The organism is Salinifilum ghardaiensis (genome assembly GCF_054491345.1).
In genome coordinates this window covers 3,006,511-3,025,387 of record NZ_CM137101.1, presented here as the reverse complement: position 1 = coordinate 3,025,387, position 18,877 = coordinate 3,006,511, and the positions used below count along the sequence as shown (strand labels likewise).

Genomic DNA, 18,877 nt, shown 5'->3' with positions numbered 1-18,877 from the left:
GCCACGTGGTGCAGCCCCCGACCGGCCTCCCGACGGCGGCCCGAGCCGAGGATCTCGTCGGCTCGATCATCGACTCGAGCACCTCGCTGCTGAACGAGCGGACGCACGACGTCGTGCGCTTCGCGATGGGCAGCCCGGCGCCGGAAAGCGTCCCCTCGGACGTCCTCGCCGAGATCGGGGGGACGGCGCTGGGGGCCGACGCGGCCGACGCCTTCAACTACGGCGCCACCGAGGGCGATCCGCCGCTGCGCGAGGCCCTGCTGCAGACCCTGGCGGGCACCGGCGACGAGACGACCGCGGACCGGCTGACGATCACCTCCGGTGGCATGCAGGGCCTCGACCTGGCCTTCAAGCTGTTCGTCGACCCGGGCGACCTCGTCGTCGTGGAGTCCCCGACCTACACCAACGGCAGCGCCACCGCCCTGGCCTACGGCGCGAAGCTGCTCGAGGTGCCGGTCGACGACGCGGGGATGGTCGTCGAGAAGCTGCCCGACCTGGTGGAACGGGCCGGGCGCACACCGAAGGTGATCTACACGATCCCCACGTTCCAGAACCCCTCGGGCGCGACGATGTCGCTGCCCCGGCGCCGCGAGCTGCTCCAGCTCGCCCGCCACTGGGGATCGGTCCTGATCGACGACGACCCGTACGGTCTGTTGCGGTTCGAGGGCGAGCCCCTGCCCACCCTGCGCGAGCTCGGCGGCGGTGACCCGCACGTCTTCTCGGTGCGCACGTTCTCCAAGGTCATCGCCCCGGGTCTGCGCGTGGGTTGGGTGGACGCCGACCCGGCGCTGCAGCAGTTGCTGATCCACGCGAAGCAGACGATGGACACCTGCGCGAACCTGCCGGCCCAGCGCCTCGTCGCCGGGTTCCTGGCCGGCGGTCACCTGTGGTCGCACCTGGCGACCCAGCGGGCGGAGTACCGCCGCCGCAAGGTCGCCATGCAGCAGGCGCTCGACGAGCACCTCGGCGACATCGCCCGGTGGACCGACCCCGAGGGCGGGTTCTTCCTCTGGGTGACGTTGGACGAGGACTCGACCAGCGGGATCGACGCGCAGGAGCTGTTCGAGGTCGCGCTGGCCGAGGGCGTCGCGTTCATCCCGGGTCCCGCGCTGTCCCCGGCCGGGTACTTCGGCAACGCGCTGCGGTTGTGCTTCGCCTCGACCACCCCGGAGCGCAGCGAGGAAGGCGTCGTGCGGTTGCGCCGCGCGATCGATTCCCTGGCCGCCGGAGGGGGCCGCCATGCATGAGTCCTGCCCCGAACGCCCGGTGACGCCGGAGGAGCGGGCGGTGCTCGACCTGATCTCCGCCGAGGAGATCACCGAGCTGACCCGGGCGCTCCTCGCCGCGCCCGGCGAGAACCCGCCCGGCGGCGAGTCGGCCACCGCCGCCGTGCTGGCCGAGGCGTGCCGCAGCCGCGAGCTGCCCTGCGAGCTCACCGAGGTCGCGCCGGGGCGGCCGAACGCGTCCGCGCGGCTGGGCGGCACCGGTGAGCCCGCCGGACCGGGGCTGCTGCTGCTCGGGCACACCGACGTCGTCCCGATCGGCGACGGGTGGACCGTCGACCCGCTCGGCGGTGCGGTCCGCGACGGGCGGTTGTACGGCCGGGGAGCCACCGACATGAAGGGCGGTCTGGCCGCGTGCGTCGTCGCGATGTCCGCTCTGCGCGAGGCCGGGGCCGCGCTGTCCGGCCCGGTCGAGCTCGCCGCAGTCGTCGACGAGGAGGAGGACGGCCTCGGCATCCAGCACTACGTGGCCTCCGGCGACCGCGGCGGGTTCACCGGGTGCATCGTCGCCGAGCCCACGGGGTTGCAGACGATCACCGCCGCGCGGGGGGACGCCTACGCCGAGGTGGCGGTCCGGGGGCGCGCCGCCCACGCGGGCCGCCCCAGCGACGGGGCGAACGCGATCTACGGCGCGGCCGCCGTCATCGCCGAGCTCGAGACCTGGCACGAGGAGCTCGGCCGGGCGCCGCACCCGCTGCTGGGGCCCGCGAGCTGGAGCGTGGGGCAGGTGCGCGGCGGCACGGGCACGGCGGTCGTGCCGGCCGAGTGCGTCGTGCAGGCCGACCGCCGCCTGCTCCCGGGGGAGACGGGCGAGGACGTGCTCGCGGCGCTGACCGCGCGGCTGGACGCGCTCGGTCTGCAGGAGCGGGGACTGGGCGCGCAGGCGCGCATGACGATGGAGATGCCGGGGTTCGAGACCTCGCCCGAGGACGGGTTCGTCCTCGCCACCGACGGTGCGCTCCGGGCGGCGGGGGGACCGGGGCATCCGGTGGGCGGCTGGACCGCCGCGTGCGACGGCGGGTTCGTCCAGCGCGACACCGGCGTTCCCGTGGTGGTCCTCGGCCCCGGGTCGGTCGCCGAGCAGGCCCACACCGCCGACGAATCGGTCGGCATCGACGAGCTGCACCTCGCCGCTCGGGCGTACGCGCTCGCGGCGATGCGACTGCTCGCCGGTTGAGGACGAGTACGATTGACGACAATCAGACGAACCGCATCGGTCCGGAGGAGTGATGGCAGACCCGCAAGCGCCCGGCCCGGCAGCGCGACCGAGCGTGGGGCTTCTCTACCCCGGTCACAGCGCCGAGGACGACTTCCCCGCGCTCGAGGAGCGGCTCGGGGGCGGGGTGCGGCTACCGCTGGTGCACACCTCGGTGGGCGAGGACGCCCACCGGATCGACGCCCTGCTCGACCTGGGAAGCGACGTGCGGCTGCACGACGGTGCCCGGGAGCTGGTCACCGAGGGCCCGGGCGCGATCATGTGGGCCTGCACCTCGGGAAGCTTCGTGTTCGGGTGGGACGGCGCGCACGACCAGGTCCGGGGGATCGCCGAGGCCGTCGGCCTGCCGGCCTCCTCGACCTCCCTCGCCTTCGTCAACGCCGCGCGGGCCCTCCGGCTCCGCTCGGTCGCGGTGGCGGCCTCGTACCCCGAGGACGTGGCGGCCCGCTTCCGGGAGTTCCTCGGCCGCGGTGGTATCGAGGTCACGACCATGGTCAGCAACGACATCGTCACCGCCGCCGAGGTCGGCACCCTCGAGAAGGACGCGGTCCGCGCGCTGGTCGCCGCCGTTTCCGGCGACGGGGCCGAGGCCGTGCTGGTGCCGGACACCGCCATGCACTCGCTGGCGTGGTTGGACGAGCTCGAGGCCGCGGCCGGCAAACCGGTGCTCACGGCCAACCAGGTCACCGTCTGGGAGGGGTTGCGCCTGCTCGGACCGGTGCCGGAGCTGCCGGGCACGGGCTCCCTGTTCCAGGGGGGTGCCCGATGAACCGCTCCCGTCGCACCATCGAGCCCCTGGAGCGGGAGTCGACCCCGAGCATCATCGCGGACAAGCTGCGCACCGCGATCGGACGCGGCCACTTCTCCGCCGGTGAGCAGCTCGGGGAGGCGCAGCTGGCGCGCGAGCTCGGCGTCAGCCGGGGGTCGTTGCGCGAGGGCATGCAGCGGCTCACGCAGGAGGGACTGCTCGTCTCCATCCGCAACCGGGGCCTGTTCGTCGTCGACATGACCCCGGAGAACGTCCACGACATGTACGTCGCGCGGGCGGCGGTCGAACGGGCAGCTGCCGAGCAGATCTTCCGGCACGACCCGCGGGAGGCCGGTGACCAGCTGCTCGGGATCACCGAGCAGATGGCGCAGGCGGCCGAGCGCGCGGACGACGGCGGCGTCACCGAGGCCGACATCGAGTTCCACCAGCGGTTGGTGGACCTGGCCCGGAGCCCCCGGCTCGATCGGATCCACATGACGCTGCTGACCGAGACCCGGATGTGCATCCACGCCCTCGAGGAGACCTACAGCCACTCCGATGAGCGGGTGGCCGAACACCGCGGGATCGCGGAGGCGTTCCGGGACGCGAACCCGACGTTGTGCGACGCCCGTCTGGTCGCGCACATGGAGGACGCGGTGGAACGGCTCACCGGGGCTGCGGCCTCCCGACCGGACGCCTGACGGCCGGCGTCGGGGAGAGCGGTCCCGGCGTGCTGCGTCCCGGGGAAATCAGCGGTCCCGCCCGTGTCGCCCCCGCGTCCTGGACCGCTTCTGCCGTTCAATTGTCGACAATCCTACCGAAGGAGTTCCTCATGGCCGAGCTCTCGCAGGTGCTCAAGCAGGCGACCGGCGTCCTCGCCGCCCGCGGCGAAGGCGTCCACCTCTTCGACGAGCAGGAGCGCAGGTACCTCGACTTCACCGCCGGGATCGGCGTGACGAGCACGGGGCACTGCCACCCGCGCGTGGTCGAGGCGGCGCAGCGCCAGGTCGGTACGCTCATCCACGCCCAGTACACGACGGTCATGCACCGGCCGCTGCTGGACCTGGTCGAACGGCTGGGCGACGTGCTGCCGAGCGGGTTGGACCGGATGTTCTTCGCGAACTCGGGCTCGGAAGCCGTGGAGTCCGCGTTGCGGCTGACCCGCCAGGCGACCGGACGCCCGAACGTCGTCGTCTTCCAGGGCGGGTTCCACGGCCGGACCGTGGCGACCGCTTCCATGACGACCTCGGGCACGAAGTTCCGGTCCGGCTTCAGTCCCCTCATGGGCGGCGTTCACGTGGCGCCGTTCCCGAACCCCGCGCTGTTCGGGTGGTCGCAGGAGGAGTCGACCGACTTCGCGCTGCGCCAGCTCGACCACCTGCTGCAGACGGTCAGCGCACCGCAGGAGACCGCCGCGTTCGTGGTGGAACCGGTGCTCGGCGAGGGCGGGTACGTGCCCGGCAGCACCCGGTTCTTCGAGGGGCTGCGGGAGCGCGCGGACCGGCACGGGATCCAGCTGGTGGTCGACGAGGTCCAGACCGGGTGGGGCCGGACCGGGAAGTTCTGGGGCGGTGAGCACTTCGGTCTCCGCCCCGACGTGCTGATCACGGCCAAGGGGCTGGCCTCCGGTTTCCCGCTGTCGGGCATCGCGGCGCCGGCGGAGCTCATGGCCAGGGCCTGGCCGGGCTCGCAGGGCGGCACCTACGGGGCCAACGCCGTCGCCTGCGCCGCGGCGCTGGCGACGCTGGACGTCATCGAGGACGAGAAACTGGTGGACAACGCCGCGCAGCGCGGTGACCAGCTGGCGCGGTCCCTGTCCGAGGTGGCCTCGCGGCACGACCGGATCGCCGACGTGCGCGGACCGGGGCTCATGATCGGGACCGAGTTCCGCGACGCCGACGGCAACCCCGACGGGGCTGCCGCGGCGGCGGCGCAGCAGGAAGCCGCTCGACGCGGCCTCCTGCTGCTGACCTGCGGTCCGCGGGGCGAGGTGGTCCGCTTCGTCCCCGCCCTCGTCGTCCAGTCGGAGCACGTCGACGAGGCCGCCGGCATCTGGGAGGACGCCGTCGCCGCCGTCACGGGTTGACGGGCGACTCGTGCGCGAGCTCTGCCTCGGACTCCGGTGTTCCGGGGCAGTAGCTGCCGCGGATGGACTTCCCGGCCGTCTCCGTGACGAAGGAGATCGCCACCAGCCCGATGAGGCACGAGAAGACCATGTAGTAGGCGGGGAAGATGTTGCTGCCCGTCACCCCGATGAAGTAGTTGCTCACGTTCAACGCGGTGCCGCCGAACAACGACGTCGAGACGTTGTACGTGATGGCGAAGCCGGCGAAGCGGACCGCCGTCGGGAACAGCGCGGGGAAGGCCGAGGAGATGGTGCTCAGCTGGAGGGTGTAGACCAGCCCCAGCACGGCGAACGCCACGATCGCCCAGACGTAGCCCTGCGCCATGAGGGTGTACATGGGGATCGCGAGCACGATCATGCCGATCAACGACATGTACCACATCGGCTTTCTCCCGATCCGGTCGGACAGCGATCCGCAGAACGGGATGAACGCCATCATCACCAGCTGCCCGACCGAGACGAGGACGAGCGCCTCGGTCGCGCTCATGCCGATCTCCTCCTGGACGTACGTCGGCATGTAGGCGATCAGGGTGTAGTTGATGACGTTGAGCGCGATGACCAGGGCGAACAGCTGCGCCATCTGCGGCCAGTAAACGGCGAGGAGATCCTTCAGGCGGGTGGAGGTCTTCTCCTTCGTGAGGCTCTTCTCCTCCGTCTCGCGGAAGACCGGGGTGTCCTCGAGCTTCAGGCGCAGGTAGAAGCCGATGAGCCCCATCGGGCCCGCGAGGAAGAACGGCAGCCGCCAGCCCCACTCGTGCATGGCCCCTTCGCCGAGTCCGGCGAGCAGCCCGAGGCCGATGAGGGACCCGAGCGCGTACCCGCCGAGCGTGCCGAACTCGAGGAAGCTGCCGTAGAAGCCGCGTTTGCGGTCGGGGGAGTACTCCGCGATGAACGTCGCCGCGCCGCCGTACTCGCCGCCGGTGGAAAAGCCCTGGAGGAGCCGCATGCCGAACAGGGCGACGGGAGCGGCCATCCCGATGCTGTCGAACGAGGGGATCAGTCCGATGCAGAACGTGGAGGCCGACATCAGGATGATGGTCAGCGACAGCACCGCGCGGCGGCCGATGCGGTCGCCGAGCGGCCCCCACACCAGCCCCCCGAACGGGCGGGCGATGAACGAGACGGCGAACGCCGCCAGCACCCAACCGATGGTGTTCTCACCCTGGGGGAACAGTGCGGATTCGATGTAGAGGGTGAGAACGGCGTAGATCCCGTAGTCGTACCATTCCGTGGCGTTGCCCAGCGCGGACGCGCCGATCGCGCGCCGCAGCACCCCTTTCGGCAACTCGTCGGTGTCTGCTGTGCCACCGCTGGTTGGTTGTTCGGAGGCCATGATCACGCCCCTTGCGTGAGTCGATCAGCGAGGAAGCTCGTCGGCCGATCCGTGTGTTCACCCGCGATTTTCTGTTGTTTTGTTGACAATCGGACACAGTACAGACGATGGCGGTCGCGGACCAGGGTGCTGCCGATAAACGGTTGGTTGCGACGTTCGGGGGCGACGGGCGCAGCCGGAGCGGTCGAGCGCTACCGCCTCTCCGCGCGGGCGATGCCCGCCTTGCAGGCCTTCGCCACGCGGCGGTGGTGCAGCAGCCGGTCGACCAGCCCGAACGGTTCGGCGGCGCCGGGGACTTCGTCGCCGGAGCGCGGTGCGCCGTCGCCGGCCCAGACGTGCAGCGCTTCGCGGTGCACCGCGCCGCTGCGGTACCAGCGCTCCCAGCGCTCGAAATCGGGGCTGTGCCGGTGCCCGAGCACGAGCGCGGCTTCGCCCCGGCCGTCGAGCGCGGTGCCGTCGCGCGGCCACAGCTCGACGCGGGAGTCCTGCCCCGGGTCCGGCCAGTGCGCGGCGGTGACGACGGTGGTGCGGGGTTCGGTCTCAGCGGTGCCGGACGGTTGCCGCACGAGCAGCGCGTCCTCGGCGCGGGTGCGCGCCGGTAGCGCGGTCACGCGCGCGTTCTCGGCGAGCGTGACCAGCGCGCGCGGGACCCACCACCAGTTCTCCCGGCGGGCCATGATGCTGTCCGCGCGCAGTCGCGTCGGCGGGTGCTTCGCCGCTTCCTGCCCGAGGAGGTGCTCGACGAACTCCGCACCGTCGAGGTCCCACCGGACCTCGACGCGGCCGGTCGCCACCAGCGTCGCCGCGGGTTCGCCGCGCGTGTGGACGGCGAACGCGGCGCAGCGTGGCAGGGAATCCACTTCGTCCAGCTGGGACAGCGGCACGGCGGCGCAGGGCGCGCGCCGCTCGGGCCACGTCAGCGGCACGACGGGCATCCCGCGCGCCCCGCTCGGCGTGGTCCACAGGATCTCCGCCGTGGCGGCCTGAGACCAAGCCGCAACCATCTCCTCGGCCATGAAACCTATGTCTCGGCGCTGTGAGTTGCTACCTTCTCAGGCGAACTCTAGCCGGTCCTCCCAGGACGACTGCGCCGGGCCGAGGCGCGCGAGCGCGGTCCCGGGGGGATTCCCGACAACCGCAGTGCGATACGAGGAATTCCATGCCCGCAGTCGTCGTGCTGGTGGCCGCGATCGCGGCACTGGCACTGGCCTACCGCTACTACTCGGCGTACCTGGCCAAGCGCGTCTACGCGCTCGACCCGAACGCCGTCACCCCGGCCCACACCTACCAGGACGGGGTGGATTTCGTCCCCACCAACAAGCACATCGTGTTCAGCCACCACTTCATCTCGGTGGCGGGCGCCGCGCCGATCGTCGGTCCGGCGACGGCGGTGTTCTGGGGGTGGGGCCCGGCGCTGCTGTGGGTGGTGTTCGGCACGATCTTCGCCGCCGGAGTGCACGACTTCGGCTCGCTGGTGATCTCGGTGCGGCACCGCGCGCGCAGCATCGGCACGTTGACCAGCGAGATCATCACGCGTCGCGCGCGGACGCTGTTCCTGCTGATCATCTTCTTCCTGCTGACGATGGTCAACGCGGTGTTCGCCGTGGTCATCGCGCAGCTGTTCACGGAGAACGCGGAGGCGGTGCTCCCGGTCCTGCTCACCGTGCCGTTCGCGATCGGCGTGGGGCAGTACGTCTACCGCAAGCGCACCACGGCGCTCGTGCCCGCCGTGCTCGCGATGGTGCTGATCTACCTGAGCATCCCCGTGGGGCAGATGTGGCCCATCACGATCGATCCGCTGGCGGGTGCGATCGGCCTCGACGCCGAGACGCTGTGGATCGTGCTCATCTTCGCCTACACCTTCTTCGCCTCGCGGCTGCCGGTGTGGACGTTGCTGCAGCCGCGCGACTACATCAACCAGATGCAGATGGTGCTGGCGCTGGCCGTGATCATCCTCGGCGTCGCCGTCGGTTGGAACAGCATCGTCGCCCCGGCGGTCAACGACGTGCCCGCGGACTCGCCGCCGTGGTTCCCGCTGCTGTTCGTCACCATCGCCTGCGGCGCCGTGTCCGGGTTCCACAGCCTCGTCGGCTCGGGAACGACGGCGAAGCAGCTGAACAAGGAGACCGACGCCCGCTACGTGGGATACCTGGCCTCCTCCGGCGAAGGGCTGCTGGCCCTGTGCGCCATCCTCGCCTGCACGGCGGGCGTGGCGGCGACGACCGGGGAGTGGAACCAGCTCTACGCCAACTTCGACCAGGCCTCCGACGGGGCCACCGGCTACTTCGTCGACGGCGTGGCCCAGTTCGCCACCAACCTCGGCGCGCCGGTGGGCATCGGCACGATCTTCGCCTCGCTGGTGGTCATCAGCTTCGCCGCGACCAGTCTGGACACCGCGGTGCGGCTGCAGCGCTACATCGTCCAGGAGATCGCCGAGCTGGCGCGGATCCGGCCGTTGACCCGCAACCTGACCGCGGCGACCTTCGTCGCGGTGCTGCTTCCGCTGGTGATCGCGCTGCTCCCGGGGGATTTCGCGTTCGGCACGCTGTGGCAGCTGTTCGGCACCACCAACCAGCTCACCGCCGGCCTGGCGCTGGCCGTGATCGCGGTGTGGGTGACCAAGAGCGGCCGCAATCCGGTCGCGATCCTCGTGCCCTGGGTGTTCCTCGCGATCATGACCTCGTGGGCACTGGTGGTCCAGTTCGGCCAGTTCCTCGCGGCGGACGATCCGCTGCAGGTGTTCTTCCTGGCTCCGCTGGACGCGGTCATCTTCCTGCTGGCGCTGTGGATGGTCGTCGAGGCCGCGATCGCCTTCCGGCGCGCGTGGCAGTTGCGCACCCGCGGCGAGTCCGCCGTCAGCGCCACCGAGGAGTCGTAGCGGCGCGGTTCCGCCGCTCTTCCGCGGCACCTCCCTCGGCCGGCCCGGCTGCGCCCGGGCCGGCCTTTCGTCGTCGCGGGCCGTGCCGGGGCGGGTGCGCGGGGCGCGCAACCATCCGCGATATCGCTCTCTGTTTGCGCACTTCGCGCACGCGGCGCGGTGCGTTGCGAGTGTCGCCCGTTCGGTGACCGGTCCGCTCGCCCCCCGGGGTTCTGCGTCCCCCGGCGGGCGAGCGAACGGGCCTGCGGTGCGGTACCGAGAACGCGTGGGGTGCGTGAGAGGGGCCGGCGCCAGTGCTCGCTGCTGGGGGAGCGTTCCGGAGCGAGCGGGTCGGGTGGGGCGCGCGCGGACCGGGTTGCGCGAATTGTGCTGTAAATATTGCGTGAAGTACGCAACAGTGCGAGGGTGATCTCCGCAACGCAGATCGCGAAACACCGGCACGCCGAAGGAGTCCCCGCATGACCGCGACCAGCGACGGGGTGCTGCGTCCCACCGACGATCCCGGCCGCTGCGAGGCGTTCCTGGCCGCGCCGGCGCCCCAGTCGCACGCGGCGAACCTGATGCCGCTGCCCAGCGGTGCCCTCGGCTGCGCGTGGTTCGGCGGGACGCAGGAAGGCCTGCCCGACATCAACATCTGGTTCGCCCGCCTCGAGGGCAGCGCGTGGTCCGACCCCGTGCAGGTCTCGGCCGATCCGCGGTGCTCCGAGCAGAACCCGGTGCTGTTCTGCGCACCCGACGGGGCGCTGTGGCTGCTGTACACCGCGCAGCACTCCGGCCACCAGGACACGGCCGAGGTGCGCGTGTCCCTCTCGCACGACGAGGGGCGCAGCTGGTCGGAACCACGCACGCTCGTCCCGGCCGGGGACGGCTGCGGTGTCTTCGTCCGCCAACCGGTCGTGGTCGGCGCGTCCGGCCGGTGGATGCTGCCCGTGTTCCACTGCGTCCGACCCTCGGTGGGGCGCTGGCGCGGCGACGAGGACACGAGCGCGGTGCTCGTCTCCGACGACCGCGGTGCCACCTGGCAGCACCACGACGTCCCCGGCAGCACGGGATGCGTGCACATGAACATCGTTCCGCTGCCCGACGGCGCGCTGCTGGCGCTGTTCCGCCGCAGGCAGGCCGACGCGATCCACCGGAGCCGGTCGGACGACGGCGTGCGCTGGAGTCAGCCGACCCCGACCGGCCTGCCGAACAACAACTCGTCGATCCAGGCGACCGCGTTGCACGACGGTCGGTTGGCGCTGGCTTTCAACCCCAGCAGCGCCGCCGACGCGACCGCCCGCCGCGCCTCGCTGTACGACGAGATCGACGGGGACGCCCTCGCGGACCGCGGGCCCGCCGAGGGGCCCGCGGGCACTGCCTTCTGGGGAGCCCCGCGCGCCCCGATGAGCCTCGCGCTGTCCGAGGACGGGGGCGAGACGTGGCCCGTGCGCCGGGATCTGGAGAGCGGTGACGGCTACTGTCTGACGAACAACTCGCGGGACGGAACCAACCGCGAACTGTCCTACCCCTCGGTGGTGCAAACAGCCGACGGGTACCTGCACCTCGCGTACACCCACCACCGCCGAGCCATCAAGCACGTGCGCGCGGTCCCCGACTGGGCCGGCATGTGAACAGCAGTCGCGCAGCGGAGCGTCAATGCGTCACGAGACCAACGGAGAAACCGCCTCCGCGGCACCGGGCACCGGTGCGTCCCCGGCCGCCGAACCGCCGAGCACGGTCGCGGAGTACCTGAAGAGCCTCGGCCCGGGCATCGTCGTGGTGATGTCCTGGCTCGGCACCGGCGACTTCATCAGCGCCTCGGTGTCCGGGTCGATGTACGGCTACGCCCTCATCTGGACGCTGCTGGTCGCGGTCCTGTCGCGCTACGTCATCGTCTCGTCGATGTCGAAGTACCAGCTGTGCAACGCCGTCGGCGACGAGACGATCATGGACGGCTACGGGCGCGTGTGGAAGGGCTTCCCGATCTACCTCGGCGCGACCACCTGCGTGCTCGGGTTCGTCTACGTCTCGTTCCTGCTGCTGGCCGCGGGCACCGCGCTGGACCACCTGTTCCGCGGCGCGCTGCCGCTCGGCGCGTGGGGCATCCCGTTCTGGGCCGCCGTGACGACCGGAGCGGCGCTGTGGCTGGCCTCGCGCAGGAGCGGCCACTTCCGCGGGCTCGAGATCGTCGCCCAGATCACCATGGGCGTGCTCGTGGCCTGTTTCCTGCTCGCGCTGTTCGGCACGGGCGTCGACTTCGGCCGGCTGTTCGGCGGCCTGCTGTTCGACATGCCGCCGGGGCGGGCGGGTTACATCACGGCGGTGAGCACCGCGGTGGGGCTCATCGGAGCCGTCGGCGGTTCCGCCTCGAACCTGCTGTACCCGTACCTGATGCACGAGAAAGGCTGGCGCGGGGCGCGTTTCCGCAGGATGCAGCGGATCGACCTGCGCTTCGGCACGTTCGTGATGTTCGCGCTCGTGCTCGCCGTGTGGGTGGTGGCGGCCGAAACGCTGCACGGTACGGGCGAGGGAGTGTCCTCGGCGGACGGTTTGGCGAACATGATGGAGAAGGCGATCGGTCCCTGGGGGCCGCCCATCATGTGGCTTGCGGTGTTCTTCACGGTCTTCAACAACATCGTCACGCAGCCGCGCGTGTTCGTGCGCATGTTCGTCGAATCCCTGCACAAGTCGCGGCCGGAGCGCATGCGGCGGTTGCGGGGCAGGCGCGAACTGGGCGGGGTCCCCGACAAGGAGATGTTCCTGCACGACCCGCTGTTCTGGACGATCCTCGCGTTCATCACGACCGTGCCGATCGTCTTCTCGGCGCCCGGCATGCCCGGCATGGTCCTGATCACGCTGCTCGGGAACTCGTTCAACGTGCTGACAGTGCCCGCGATCATCATCGGGTTGATCGTGATGACCTCGCGGCGCGACCTCATGGCGCGGGGCCACGCCAACCGGTGGTGGGAGAAGGCGCTGCTCGTGCTGATCGGAGCCGTCGGCCTGTGGGCGACCTACGAACTCATCACCGGTCTCGTCGGGGCGCTCCCCGGCGCGTGATCCCGCGGGCACGGGCAGGATGGCCGCGGCCGTGGAGCGCAGGTGCCTGAACTGGCCGCGGAGTCCGCGGGTCGGCTCGCTCCCGTCCGGAGCGAGCCGACCCGGCGGTCGGAATGCTGTTGCGCGTCACCGGCTTCCGGCGGTCTCGCCCGTGCGCGCGCGGCGGGCGCGCAGGAGCAGCGGCACGACGAGCGCCGCGACGAGCAGCCCGTACAGGGTCAGCGCGACGGGACTGTGGAAGAGGAAACCGACGTCGCCCTGGCTGATCGCCATGGCGCGGCGCAGTTCCGTTTCGGCCAGCGGGCCGAGGATGACGCCGATGAGCACCGGTGCGATCGGGAAACCGTACCGCCGCAGCAGGAATCCGAGCAGTCCGACCGCGTACAGCAGCACCACGTCGGCGATCGAGGACTTCGCCGTGTACACGCCGAGCGTGGCGAACACGACGATGCCGGCGTACAGGTAGTGGCGCGGTATGCGCAGCAGTTTCGCCCACACGGGTGCGAACGGCAGGTTCAGCACCAGCAGCATCGCGCTGCCCAGGAACAGGCTCGCCAGCAGCGCCCACACCAGGTCGCTCTCCTCGCTGAAGAGCATCGGCCCGGGGCGTATGCCGTACTGCTGGAACGCGCCGAGCATGATCGCGGCGGTGGCCGAGGTCGGCAGTCCCAGCCCCAGCAGCGGGACCAGCGAGGTCGCCGTCGTCGCGTTGTTCGCCGCTTCCGGCCCGGCGACACCTTCGATCGCGCCGCGCCCGAACTCGTCGTCGCCGCGGCGGGCGGCCAGCCGGTTCTCCGCTCCGTAGGACAGGAAGGTCGGGATCTCCGAGCCACCGGCGGGGATCACGCCGAACGGCACGCCGAGCGCGGTGCCGCGCAGCCAGGGGCGCCAGGAACGGCTCCAGTCCTGCCGGGACAGCCACGGCCGGCCCGAGGTGACCGTCTCGTCGGCCGGGGTGCGCTCCGCGGTGGAGGCGACGTGCAGGACTTCGCCGATGGCCAGCATCCCCACGGTCACCACGACGATGCTGATGCCGTCGAGCAGCTGGGGGGATCCGAAGGTGAACCGCACCGCGCCGCTCTGCTCGTCGATGCCGACGAGGGCGAGCGCCAGGCCCAGCCCCAGCGCGGTGAGCCCGCGCAGCTTGTCGCCGGAGACGATCGCCGAGGTGGCGACGAAGGCGAAGACCGCGAGCGCGAAGAACTCCGCGGGCCCGAAGCTCACCGCGAGGTCCACCATGACCGGGGAGAAGAACACGACCACGGTCACCGCGATGATGCTGCCGACGAACGAACCGAGCACGGCCGCGGCGAGCGCCTGCGGGGCCTTCCGGTTCTTGGCCATGGCGAAGCCTTCGAAGGCGGTGGCCATCGACGAGCTCTGGCCCGGGGTGTTCAGCAGGATCGCCGTGGTGGCGCCGCCGAACTGCCCGCCGAAGTACACGCCGGCGAACATGATGAACGCACCGGTCGGCTCCAGCGTGAACGTCAGCGGCACCAGCAGGGCCACCGCCATGGCCGAGCCCAGTCCGGGCAGGACGCCGACGGCGGTGCCGAGCACGACGCCGAGCAGGCACAGCAGGAGGTTCATCGGCGTGGCCGCCTCGGCGAACCCGCCGAGCAGCAGCGAGATCGTGTCCACGTCACATCACCCCGCCGAGCACGCCCGCCGGCAGCGTGATGCCCAGGCCCGCCGAAAATCCCAGCTGCGCCGCCGAGGAGAGCACGAACGCGATGCCGATGTCGCGCAGCACGTGCCGGCCGCCGAGGGCGTAGGAGACGCCGGCGAACAGGCCGGCGCCGGCGATGAGCCAGCCCAGCGGTTCCAGCAGCAGCACGTGCAGCACGAGCGTGGCCACGACGATGCCGAACGGTTTCCAGTCCATCCCGGGAGCACCGGCCGCTTCGGACGGCGCGGACTCGTCGGCGTGCTCCTGCTCGGTCGGGGGCGCCGGCGCGCGCAGGTGCTGCAGCACCAGCAGGGCGCTGAGCACCAGCAGCAGAACGCCCACGAGGACCGGGAAGAACTGCGGGCCGAGGTAGCCGCTGGTGCCGGGAACGTCCATGCTCGCGGTGCGGACCAGCAGCGTCGCCGCGATCGCCGCGACGAGCAGCGCGACCACGAGCTCGCCCCGCGGTTTCGCGCGGCGCGTGACCGGTGTCGTCGCCGCCGGTGACGGTGCGGTGCTCATGCCAGTCCCAGCTCCTCACTGATCTCGGTGATCCGGGCGGTCTCGCTGGCCACGAACCGCTCGAACCGCGGGCCGGTCAGGAACGTGTCCTGCCACTCCTGCTTGTCCAGCGTGTCCTGCCACTGCCGGGTGGCGTGCACCTGCTCGACGAGCCGTTGCAGCTGTTCGCGCTGCTGGTCGGACAGGCCGGGCGGGGCGACCACGCCGCGCCAGTTCGCCAGCTCCACGTCGACGCCCTGCTGCCGGAACGTCGGGATGTCGATGCCCTCGACGGGACGGCCCGCCGAGAGGCCCAGGGCGCGCAGCTGTCCGGACTCGATCTGGGAGGCGAACTCGTCGTAGCCGGACACGCCGGCGTCGAGGCTGCCGTTGAGCATGCCCGCGACCGCTTCGCCGCCACCGGGGTAGGCGATGTAGTTCAACTCGCGCGGGTCGGCACCACCGGCGTCCATGAGCATGCCGGCGAGGAGGTGGTCGGTGCCGCCGACGGAGCCCCCGCCGACCGCGATGGATCCTGGATCGGCCCGCCACGCCCGGAGGAGGTCGTCGAGCGTGCGGATCGGGGAATCGGCCGGCACGGTGACGACTCCGTAGTCGTCGGCCAGGCGTGCGATGGGGGTGACGTCGTTGAGGTCGTACGGCGATCCCGTGGCCGCGATGGTGCCCATCATGACGGTTCCGGTCATCATCAGCGTGTCGCCGCGGCCGGGTTGGTTGGCCACTCTGGACAACCCGATCGTGCCGCCGGCACCGGGGATGTTCTGCACCTCGGTGGTGCCGACCAGGTCGCGGTCGTCCGCGACGGACTGGATCTCGCGGCCGACGCTGTCCCAGCCGCCGCCGGGTGCCGCGGGCACCGTGATCCGCAGGCGTTCGCGCGGTCCCGCGCCCGCCTGGGCACCGGTGCGCGCGTCCGCGACGCCGAGCGCTACCAGCGCGACGCCGAGGACGGAGGCGGCGGTGCGCACCACGAGGCGTTTCGCGCGGGGGCCGGGTGCCGGTCGCGGTCGCTCCGGTTGATCGGTCGTGGTCACTCCGAGCTCCTTCGCGTGCGTCGTCGGGCGCGGGACGAGCTGGCGTCGGTCCGCCTGGCGGACTACTAGGTCCGACAAGCGGACAGCGTGCTACTTTAGCGGGGAAGTAGCTGTGTGGCAACGATCACGGAGGGGGTGATCGCATGTCCAGTGCCGCCGCGGTTCCCGGGGAGCCGAGGGCGGACGCGGGCGTGCGCAGCGTGCTGCGTGCGCTGGACCTGCTCGGGCTGTTCACCGAGGAGCGCCTGTCCTGGACCGTGCGCGACCTGACCGCGGTCAGCGGGCTGGCCAAGACCACGGTGCTGCGCCTGGTGTCGACCCTGGAGCGGCGCGGCCTGCTCTGGTCCGAGCCGGACGGGCGCATCACCGTCGGTCCCGGGCTGCTGCGGTGGTCGAACCTGGCCCGGACCGCGTGGCAGGTGCCGGAGTCCGCGCGCGGCACCATGCGCGAACTCGCCGCCGCGACGGGGGAGACGGTCAACCTGTACGTGCGCGCGGACCGCTCCCGCATCTGCATCGAACAGCAGGAGGGCACCGGCACCGTGCGGCACCTGGTGCGGGTCGGGGACGAACTGCCGCTGTGGGCGGGTGCCGCGAGCAAGGTCCTGCTGTCCGACGTGGACGACGAGGTGCTCGCCGCGGTGCTCGAGCACGACCCGCGCCGGCGTGCCGCGTCCGCGGTGCGCGCGGAGATCACCGCGGCGGCGCAGGCCGGGTTCGCGGTCAGCCACGGCGAGCGCGAAGTGGGCGCCTCCGGGGTCGCAGCGCCGGTCGTCGACGAGCACGGCCGGGTGCTCGCCGCGCTCGCCGTCGGCGGGCCCACTCCGCGGTTCACCGAGCGGGCGGTGGAGGAGTTCAGCGGCGCGGTGATCGACGCGGCCGCGCGGATCTCCCGGATCGGGTTCGGAGGGGAAACGTGACCAGTGGACTGCTCGACGGCGTGCGCGTGCTCGACCTGACCAACGTGCTCGCCGGACCGTTCGCCAGCTACCAGCTCGGCCTGTTCGGGGCCGACGTCGTCAAGGTCGAAGCACCGGGAGGCGGGGACCTCGCCCGCCAACTCGGTGCGGACGCCGAGCTCAACGAAGCGCGGCTGGGCGCGTCGTTCCTCGCGCAGAACGGCGGGAAGCGCTCCATGACGCTCAACCTGAAGAGCCGGGAGGGCGCCGAGGTCTTCGCCGGACTGGTGCGCGGCGCCGATGTCGTGCTGGAGAACTTCCGGCCCGGCGTGCTGTCCCGGCTCGGTTTCGACGGGCAGCGGCTGCACGAGCTCAACGCGAAGCTGGTCTGCTGCGCGATCTCCGGGTTCGGCCAGCACGGCCCCATGGCCGACCGGCCCGCCTACGACCAGATCGTCCAGGGTCTCTCGGGCATGATGAGCGCGACGGGAAGCAGCGGCACCGCCCCGCTGCGCGCGGGCTACCCGGTCGCGGACACGCTCGGCGGCATGACCGCGGCGTTCGCCGTGTCCGCGGCGCTGCTGCGCGCGGAGCGCACCGGCGAGGGGGCGACCCTCGACCTGTCCATGATGGACACCGCGGTCACCGCGATGGGGTGGGCCGTGTCGAACTACCTCATCGCCGGCGTCGAACCCCGGCCGATGGGCAACGAGAACGCCACCGCGGCACCGTCGGGAACGTTCCGCACCGCGGACGGCTTCCTCAACATCGCGGCGAACAAGCAGGAGCAGTTCGAGTCGCTGTGCACCGAGATCGGCCGGCCCGAGCTGGCCACCGACCCGCGCTTCGCCGAGCGGGAGGAGCGCAAGACCAATCGGGAGCTGCTGCGCTCCGAGCTGGAGCGCGGACTGCGCACCGGCACGGCACTGCACTGGGAGCAGGCCCTGTCGGCGCGCGGTGTTCCGGCGGCGCGCGTGCTCGACGTGCCCGACGTCCTCGAGCTGGAGCAGATCGCCGAGCGGGAACTCGTCCACGCCCTGCCGCACCCCGCCGGCGGCGGGCAGGAGGTGCACGTCCTCGGCAGCGGCGTGCGGGTGGACGAGCAGGCCTGCGCCCCCGCGAGCGCGCCGCCCGCCCTCGGCCAGCACACCGCGGAACTGCTCGGCGAACTGGGCTACGCGCAGTCCGACATCGACCGGCTGCGGCGGGAAGGAGCGGTATGAGCGGTGACCCCTCCGCGCACTGGGCGACGGACCTGGTGCGCATCCGACCGGGCGAGATCGCCCTCGGCGGCTACCCGATCGAGCGGCTGATCGGCGAGGTCTCCTTCGTCGACGCGATCTGGCTGATGCTGCGCGGCGAGCTCCCCGGGCGCGGCGCATCGCGCTTGCTCGAGGCCGCGCTGACCGCAGCGGTGGACCACGGCCCGCAGGCCCCCTCGATCGCCGCGGCCCGGATGGCCGCCACCTGCGGCGTGGGGCTGAACAACGCGGTGGCCACCGGGGTGAACCTGCTCGGCGACGTGCACGGTGGTGCCGGCCAGCAGTGCATGGCCCTGCTCGACGACGTCCGGGAGCGGGTGGGTGCCCGGGGAGCCGACCTCGGCGGCGTCGTGCAGGAGGTGCTCGACGAGCACGACTACGTCCCCGGTTTCGGGCACCGCTTCCACCCGCGAGACCCCCGGCGCGACCCGCTGCTGGACCTCGTGCAGGACGCGGTTGCCGACGGAACCGTGCCGGGTGAGCACCTGGCTGCGGCACTGGAGCTCGAACGGCGGATCGCGGCGCGGACGAGCGAACCCGTGCCGATGAACATCGACGGCGCGACCGCGGTCGTCTACGCCGAGCTCGGATTCCCGCCGGAGCTCGGACGCGGGCTGTTCGTGCTGTCCCGCTCGGTCGGCATCCTCGCGCACGCCTGGGAGGAACGGGGCAGCGGCACCCGGATCAAAGGACCCGTCCCGCGCTCCCACCTCGCCGACTACACCGGTCCCGCCCTGCGGGATCCGGTCGACTCGGCGGAGTGATCGCCGGTTCCTCGGCGGAGGACGCCTCGGCGGTGGCGTGCCGGGTGTTCCGGTGCGCGGCGAGGTGCGGGCCAGCCCCGCTCGCCGTCCGCGGGTTCGCCG

General features: G+C 71.9%; 16 protein-coding genes. 11 read left to right on the top strand and 5 right to left on the bottom strand.

Annotated elements, in window-relative coordinates; genetic code table 11:
• Positions 1-5 precede the first annotated feature (5 nt).
• From ACVGV0_RS13775 to ACVGV0_RS13755, 5 genes are all read left to right on the top strand, one after another.
• Positions 6-1,247, top strand: coding sequence for an aminotransferase-like domain-containing protein (locus ACVGV0_RS13775; RefSeq protein ID WP_459156074.1), 1,242 nt, complete (start codon positions 6-8; stop codon positions 1,245-1,247).
• Positions 1,240-2,460, top strand: coding sequence for a M20 family metallopeptidase (locus ACVGV0_RS13770; protein ID WP_459156073.1), 1,221 nt, complete (start codon positions 1,240-1,242; stop codon positions 2,458-2,460). The genes ACVGV0_RS13775 and ACVGV0_RS13770 overlap by 8 nt, the downstream gene beginning before the upstream one ends.
• Before the next feature lie 52 nt (positions 2,461-2,512).
• Entirely contained in the window at positions 2,513-3,268 is a 756-nt protein-coding gene (locus ACVGV0_RS13765; protein ID WP_459156072.1) for a maleate cis-trans isomerase family protein, read from the top strand.
• Entirely contained in the window at positions 3,265-3,948 is a 684-nt protein-coding gene (locus ACVGV0_RS13760) for a GntR family transcriptional regulator (RefSeq protein WP_459156071.1), read from the top strand. The genes ACVGV0_RS13765 and ACVGV0_RS13760 overlap by 4 nt, the downstream gene beginning before the upstream one ends.
• A gap of 131 nt (positions 3,949-4,079) precedes the next feature.
• A complete protein-coding gene (locus ACVGV0_RS13755) occupies positions 4,080-5,333 on the top strand; it encodes an aspartate aminotransferase family protein (protein WP_459156070.1) in 1,254 nt (417 codons plus the stop codon).
• Here ACVGV0_RS13755 and ACVGV0_RS13750 read toward each other — a convergent pair.
• Entirely contained in the window at positions 5,323-6,705 is a 1,383-nt protein-coding gene (locus ACVGV0_RS13750; RefSeq protein WP_459156069.1) for an MFS transporter, read from the bottom strand. The genes ACVGV0_RS13755 and ACVGV0_RS13750 overlap by 11 nt on opposite strands.
• 191 nt (positions 6,706-6,896) lie before the next feature.
• Positions 6,897-7,721, bottom strand: a complete 825-nt coding sequence (locus ACVGV0_RS13745) for a hypothetical protein (protein WP_459156068.1) — start codon at positions 7,719-7,721, stop codon at positions 6,897-6,899.
• 143 nt (positions 7,722-7,864) lie between these two features.
• On the opposite strand from ACVGV0_RS13745, the gene ACVGV0_RS13740 reads away from it, so the two are divergent.
• From ACVGV0_RS13740 to ACVGV0_RS13730, 3 genes are all read left to right on the top strand, one after another.
• A complete protein-coding gene (locus ACVGV0_RS13740; RefSeq protein WP_459156067.1) occupies positions 7,865-9,583 on the top strand; it encodes a carbon starvation CstA family protein in 1,719 nt (572 codons plus the stop codon).
• Positions 9,584-10,041: 458 nt separating this feature from the next.
• Entirely contained in the window at positions 10,042-11,196 is a 1,155-nt protein-coding gene (locus ACVGV0_RS13735; RefSeq protein ID WP_459156066.1) for a sialidase family protein, read from the top strand.
• Between the two features lie 25 nt (positions 11,197-11,221).
• The gene (locus ACVGV0_RS13730; RefSeq protein ID WP_459156065.1) at positions 11,222-12,625 is read left to right on the top strand and encodes an Nramp family divalent metal transporter; all 1,404 of its coding nucleotides are present in this window, start codon (positions 11,222-11,224) and stop codon (positions 12,623-12,625) included.
• Between the two features lie 126 nt (positions 12,626-12,751).
• Here ACVGV0_RS13730 and ACVGV0_RS13725 read toward each other — a convergent pair whose 3' ends face one another.
• From ACVGV0_RS13725 to ACVGV0_RS13715, 3 genes are read right to left on the bottom strand one after another with little or no spacing between them, the layout of a single operon-like run.
• Positions 12,752-14,266 carry a tripartite tricarboxylate transporter permease gene (locus ACVGV0_RS13725; protein ID WP_459156064.1) on the bottom strand — a complete coding sequence of 505 codons (1,515 nt, stop codon included), beginning with the start codon at positions 14,264-14,266 and terminating at the stop codon, positions 12,752-12,754.
• Between the two features lies 1 nt (position 14,267).
• Positions 14,268-14,816 carry a tripartite tricarboxylate transporter TctB family protein gene (locus ACVGV0_RS13720; protein WP_459156063.1) on the bottom strand — a complete coding sequence of 183 codons (549 nt, stop codon included), beginning with the start codon at positions 14,814-14,816 and terminating at the stop codon, positions 14,268-14,270.
• Positions 14,813-15,850 carry a Bug family tripartite tricarboxylate transporter substrate binding protein gene (locus tag ACVGV0_RS13715; RefSeq protein ID WP_459156062.1) on the bottom strand — a complete coding sequence of 346 codons (1,038 nt, stop codon included), beginning with the start codon at positions 15,848-15,850 and terminating at the stop codon, positions 14,813-14,815. Before ACVGV0_RS13715 ends, ACVGV0_RS13720 begins: the two co-directional genes overlap by 4 nt.
• Positions 15,851-15,993: 143 nt before the next feature.
• Between ACVGV0_RS13715 and ACVGV0_RS13710 the strand changes: the two genes are divergently transcribed.
• The 3 genes from ACVGV0_RS13710 to ACVGV0_RS13700 are packed head-to-tail and all read left to right on the top strand — an operon-like array spanning position 15,994 to position 18,775.
• On the top strand, positions 15,994-16,770 hold the full coding sequence (locus ACVGV0_RS13710) for an IclR family transcriptional regulator (RefSeq protein ID WP_459156061.1): 777 nt from the start codon (positions 15,994-15,996) through the stop codon (positions 16,768-16,770).
• Entirely contained in the window at positions 16,767-17,972 is a 1,206-nt protein-coding gene (locus ACVGV0_RS13705) for a CaiB/BaiF CoA transferase family protein (protein WP_459156060.1), read from the top strand. The genes ACVGV0_RS13710 and ACVGV0_RS13705 overlap by 4 nt, the downstream gene beginning before the upstream one ends.
• Positions 17,969-18,775, top strand: a complete 807-nt coding sequence (locus ACVGV0_RS13700) for a citryl-CoA lyase (RefSeq protein ID WP_459156059.1) — start codon at positions 17,969-17,971, stop codon at positions 18,773-18,775. The genes ACVGV0_RS13705 and ACVGV0_RS13700 overlap by 4 nt, the downstream gene beginning before the upstream one ends.
• Positions 18,776-18,877 lie beyond the last annotated feature (102 nt).